This is a genomic window from Stenotrophomonas sp. P5_B8, assembly GCF_054049855.1.
This window is the reverse complement of record NZ_JBFULO010000276.1, coordinates 1-5,071: the sequence shown is the minus strand read 5'-3', so window position 1 is coordinate 5,071 and position 5,071 is coordinate 1. Positions and strand designations below refer to the sequence as shown.

General features: G+C 67.9%; 5 protein-coding genes. 2 read left to right on the top strand and 3 right to left on the bottom strand.

Annotated features, from left to right (window positions below):
- A partial coding sequence (locus ACXJKH_RS14305; protein ID WP_457320215.1) for a 2-oxoglutarate and iron-dependent oxygenase domain-containing protein occupies positions 1-161 on the bottom strand: 161 nt, incomplete at its 3' end.
- A 323-nt stretch (positions 162-484) separates the two neighbouring features.
- Between ACXJKH_RS14305 and ACXJKH_RS14300 the strand changes: the two genes are divergently transcribed.
- A complete protein-coding gene (locus ACXJKH_RS14300) occupies positions 485-1,651 on the top strand; it encodes a glycosyltransferase family 4 protein (RefSeq protein WP_457320213.1) in 1,167 nt (388 codons plus the stop codon).
- A complete protein-coding gene (locus ACXJKH_RS14295; protein WP_256774630.1) occupies positions 1,638-2,492 on the top strand; it encodes a polysaccharide deacetylase family protein in 855 nt (284 codons plus the stop codon). The genes ACXJKH_RS14300 and ACXJKH_RS14295 overlap by 14 nt, the downstream gene beginning before the upstream one ends.
- A gap of 79 nt (positions 2,493-2,571) precedes the next feature.
- On the opposite strand, the gene glmM is transcribed toward ACXJKH_RS14295, so the two are convergent.
- Complete coding sequence (gene glmM, locus ACXJKH_RS14290; RefSeq protein WP_256774629.1) at positions 2,572-3,939, bottom strand: phosphoglucosamine mutase; 1,368 nt, start codon at positions 3,937-3,939, stop codon at positions 2,572-2,574.
- Entirely contained in the window at positions 3,939-4,823 is an 885-nt protein-coding gene (accD, locus tag ACXJKH_RS14285) for an acetyl-CoA carboxylase, carboxyltransferase subunit beta (RefSeq protein ID WP_457320210.1), read from the bottom strand. The genes glmM and accD overlap by 1 nt, the downstream gene beginning before the upstream one ends.
- Between the last annotated feature and the right edge of the window lie 248 nt (positions 4,824-5,071).

Genomic DNA, 5,071 nt, shown 5'->3' with positions numbered 1-5,071 from the left:
GCCTTGAAGACCTCATAGGCCGCGTCGATATCGGCCTGCGGGATGCCGTGGTTGCGGATGCCCGCGAATCCCCATTCGCGGTAGGCCGCGCCCAGCTCGGCGACGAACGCGTCGCGGTCACTGTCGAAACGGGTGATATCGAGGGTCGGGATCTGGCTCACAGCGGTTCCTGGCTAGTTCGGATGGGACACGGGCCACCACTGTGGCCCGGCTGAACATTGTGCCAGATCCGACCATCGGCACTGCCGACACAAAGATACAAACCGATACAATGCGCCGCCCGCCTTCCTCTGGACGGGTCGCCKACGCAGCCGCCGCCGCCACGTCCCCTGCCCTCCTGCGCCACCCGAGCCGCTCCATGGATGCTTTCCACCCCAGCGTTCCCGCCCCATCCCTTCCCCCGCGCCAGACGTTGACGGCCGCTGGCGATGCATCGACCGCAGCGGCCCCCTGGCACGCCACCGCGCCCGCGGGCGCTGCATCGGTGAACGAGCCGCGCACGCTGGCGCCGCTCCGGATCCTGCACACCGAGGCCGCCAAGGGATTCGGCGGCCAGGAAATCTACATCTATCGCCACATGCTGGCGATGCGCGACCGTGGCCACGAGGTATCGCTGCTCTGCCAACCCGGCGCCCGCCTGGGCGAGATCGCGCGTGAGGCCGGCTTCACCGTGCACACGCTGAAGATGGGCGGGCTGCTGCGCCTGCTGCGCGGCATCTGGTCGGTCAGCCGGCTGGTGCGGCGCGGCGCCTTCGACGTGGTCAACACCACCAGCCGGCGGGACAGCCTGATCGCCGCGGCGGGCGCGCGCCTGGGCGGCACCCCGCTGGTAGTGCGCTCGCGCCACCTGATGAGCCCGGTCAACTCGCTGCTGACCTATACCGGCCTGCCGCACCGGGTGCTGACGGTGAGCAGCTACGTCAAGCAGTTGCTGGTGACGCGGGGGATCGAGGACGGCCGCATCGGCATCGTGCCACCAATCGCCGTGCCAACGCAGTGGTCGCAGATCGAGAGCGACGACCCCTGGCAGTGCGTGCAGGACACGCGCGCGGAGGTGCGCCGTGAACTGGGCTTCGATGAGGCCCATATCGTAGTCGGCTGCGTGGCCGTGCTGCGCGAGCCCAAGGGTCACCTGGACCTGCTGCGGGCGATCGCGCCGCTGTGCCGGCAGCATCCCAACCTGCAGCTGGTGATCGTCGGCGATGGCCAGCCGGTGATGGACAAGCTGGTGGCGCTGCGCCGCGAACTGGGCGTGGAGGCGCAGGTCCACCTGCTGGGGTATCGGCTGGGCGCCTGCCGGTTGATTGCAGGCTTCGACATCTTCGCCCTGGCCTCGCACAAGGAAGCGGCGGGCACGGTGTTCCTGGAGGCGGCGCACGTGGGCGTGCCCATCGTGGCCACGCGCGTGGGCGGCGTGCCGGAAATGGTGCTCGAAGGCAGCAATGCCCTGCTCGCCCCGCTGGGTGACCAGGCCGCCCTGACCGGCGCGTTGAAGACGCTGATCGAACAACCCGAACAGCGCCGACGCATGGGGCGCGCTGGCTGGGAATGGATGCGCACCGCACAGCGCTTCACCCCGTTGGGGCACACTGAAGCAACCGAACATTATTACCACCAGTGGTTGAAGGAACTGGGCCATGGCCAACGCTAGATCCGTGCCGGTATTGATGCACCACCACGTGTCGCCGTCGCCGGGCATGATCACGGTGTCGCCGGAGAATTTCGAAAGCCAGATCGCCTGGCTGGCCAGCAACGGCTGGACCTCGCTGACCCTGGACCAGTACGCCGACTTCCTGGCGGGCAAGCCGGTGCCGCGCAAGTCGATCGTGATCACCTTCGATGACGGTTACCTGGACAACTGGGTGTACGCGCATCCGATCCTGCAGAAGTACGGCATGCACGCAGTGGTGTTCGTGGTCACCGGCTGGATGGGCGAAGGCCCGGTGCGCCCGCATGCCGGCCAGCCCGGCGCCGTGCTGCCGGCCACGCCGGACCATCGCGGCTGTGAAGCGGCGATCCTGCGCGAGGACCGCACCGATGATGTGATGATGCGCTGGAGCGAGGCACGCGAGATGATCGCTGCGGGCACTTTCGAAGTGCATTGCCACACCCACACCCATACGCGCTGGCTGAAGCAGGACATCAGCCGCGAGCAGAAACGCGAAGGCATCACCCGCGATCTGTCGATGGCCCGACAGGTGCTGCAGAAGCAGCTGGGCGAGGTGTCGGACACGCTGTGCTGGCCGTATGGCGACTTCGACGAGGACTACCTGCCGATCGCACGCGCGCAGGGCTTCCGCTACCTGCATACCACCCACCCGTTCGGGCGCAACGTGGTGGGCGGCGATCCGGAGCACATCTATCGTTTCGCTATCCGCAACCGCCCGGCCAGTTGGCTGCGCAAGCGCATCGCGTGGAGCTACAACCCGCTGATCGCGCCGCTGTTCAACCGCTTCAAAGCGAAGCAGAAGAAGATGGTGCCGGGGCCGTAAACGCCGTGTGTGGCGCATCGCAGAATGCAAAACGCCCCTGCAAACCGGGGCGTTTTGCTGTCGCCTTGGCGACCGTGCCTCACGCCGCGGCGGCGGCCTTGACTGCGCTGGACAGGTTGTCGAGCGTGGCTTGCATCAGCTCGGCGGTATCGGCTTCCACCGTGACGCGCACCACCGGCTCGGTGCCCGACGGACGCAGGAAAGCGCGACCACGCCCCTTCACCGCCTCCTGAGCGGCGGCCAGTGCCGCCTGCACGCCCTGCGCCTGCACGATCGCCTTGGCCGAGACATTGGCCAGACGCACGTTGACGGTCTTCTGCGGCACCCGGTGCAGCCCAACCAGCGACTGACGCAGCGTGGTGCCTTCACGACGCAGTACTTCCAGCACCTGCAGCGCACTGACGATGGCATCACCGGTGGTCGCACGGTCCAGGCACAGCAGGTGGCCGGAGGCTTCGCCGCCGAGCACGCCGCCACCTTCCACCAGTGCCTGGTGCACGTAGCGGTCGCCGACGTTGCTGCGCACGAACGGCAGGCCAAGGCGCTCCATGGCCTGTTCCAGGCCGAAATTGGTCATCAGCGTGCCCACCACCGGGCCGCGCAGGCGACCATTGCGCTGCCACGACGGCGCCAGCACATACAGCAGGTCGTCGCCGTCGACCGGGTTGCCCTGGTCGTCTGCCATCAGCACGCGATCGCCATCGCCATCGAAGGCGATGCCAAGGTCGGCACCCACCTCGCGGACCTTGGCGGCAAGATTGTCGATGTGCATCGAGCCGACGCCATCGTTGATGTTCACGCCGTTGGGCTCGGCACCGATGGTGACCACGTCGGCGCCCAGTTCGCGGAACAGCAGCGGAGCGATGTGGTAAGTGGCGCCATGCGCGCAGTCGAGCACGATCTTCAGCCCGCGCAGGTCGAACGCGCGCGGCACGCTGGCCTTGCAGAATTCGATGTAGCGGCCCACCGCGTCGCGCGCGCGCATGGCCTTGCCCAGCCGGTCGGATTCGGCCGTGGTGAAGGCGCTGTCCAGCGCCGCTTCCAGCGCAAGCTCGGTGGCATCGTCGAGCTTCTCGCCATCGGCGGAGAAGAACTTGATGCCGTTGTCGTAATGCGGGTTGTGCGAGGCACTGATCACGATGCCGGCATCGGCGCCGAGTGTACGCGTGAGGAAGGCCACGGCCGGGGTCGGCATCGGGCCCAGCAACTGCACGTCGGCGCCGGCGGCGACCAGCCCGGCTTCCAGTGCCGCTTCGAACATGTAGCCGGAGATGCGCGTGTCCTTGCCGATCACCACCACCGGACGGTGCCCGGGGCGGTGGCCATTGCGTTCGGTCAGCACGCGGCCGAGCGCATTGCCCAGGCGCAGCACGAAATCAGCGGAAATCACGCCCTGCCCGACCCGACCGCGGATGCCGTCGGTGCCAAAATACTTGCGCGCCCCCATCAGGCGGCCTCGTCGGCGACCGGTGCCGGCTGGCGACCGAGCAACGCCAGCAGGTCGGCCAGGCGCTCGCGCAGTTCGCGGCGGTCGCAGATCTGGTCGATGGCGCCGTGTTCGAGCAGGAACTCCGAACGCTGGAACCCTTCCGGCAGCTTCTCGCGCACGGTCTGCTCGATCACGCGCGGGCCGGCGAAGCCGATCAGGGCGTGCGGTTCGGCGATGTTGATGTCGCCCAGCATCGCAAACGAGGCCGACACGCCGCCGGTGGTCGGGTGGGTGAGCACCGAGATATACGGCAACCCGGCCTCGCGCAGCTTGCCCAGCGCGGCGGACGTCTTGGCCATCTGCATCAGCGAGAACAGGCCTTCCTGCATGCGCGCGCCGCCGCTGGCGGAGAAGCACACGTAGGGTGCGCAGATGTCCAGCGCCTTTTCCGCGGCCAGCGAGAAGCGTTCGCCGACMACCGACCCCATCGAGCCGCCCATGAAGGCGAAGTCGAAGGCCGACGCCACCAGCGGACGGCCCTTGAGCAGGCCCTGCATGGCGATCAGCGCGTCGTACTCGCCGGTGTTCTTCTGCGAGGCCTTGATGCGCTCGCTGTACTTCTTCTGGTCCTTGAACTTGAGCAGGTCGGTCGGTCCCAGGCGCGCGGCGATCTCGGTGGTGCTGTCGGCGTCGAACAGCGCGGCCAGGCGCGCACGGGCGCGGATGGCCATGTGGTGGCCACACTTGGGGCAGACTTCCAGGTTCTCTTCCAGCTCAGGGCCGTACAGCGCGCTGCCGCAATTGCTGCACTTCTCCCACAGGCCCTCGGGGACGCTGCGCTTCTTGCTGGGGACGTTGTCGGTGCGGATGCCCGACGGCATCAACTTGCTGAGCCAACTCATGCGGGATGCTACTTCCGTTCAGGGCGGCCCGAGGGCCGCAAAGGCGGACAGTCTAGCTCAGGCCCTCCCCGCTCGTGCACCCCCTGCGGGGTGCGGTGGGCCGGGGGAAAACCGTGCTGTGACGTATGTTTAGGAGCGGGCGACGGCGGTCTCCGGCCGGGATTCCGATCCTCTCACGGCAACACCAGCGCCTTGGTCGTGTCGCGGGAGGCAGGCGGGCAGCCGCGCCCGGGACACGCACGTAAACC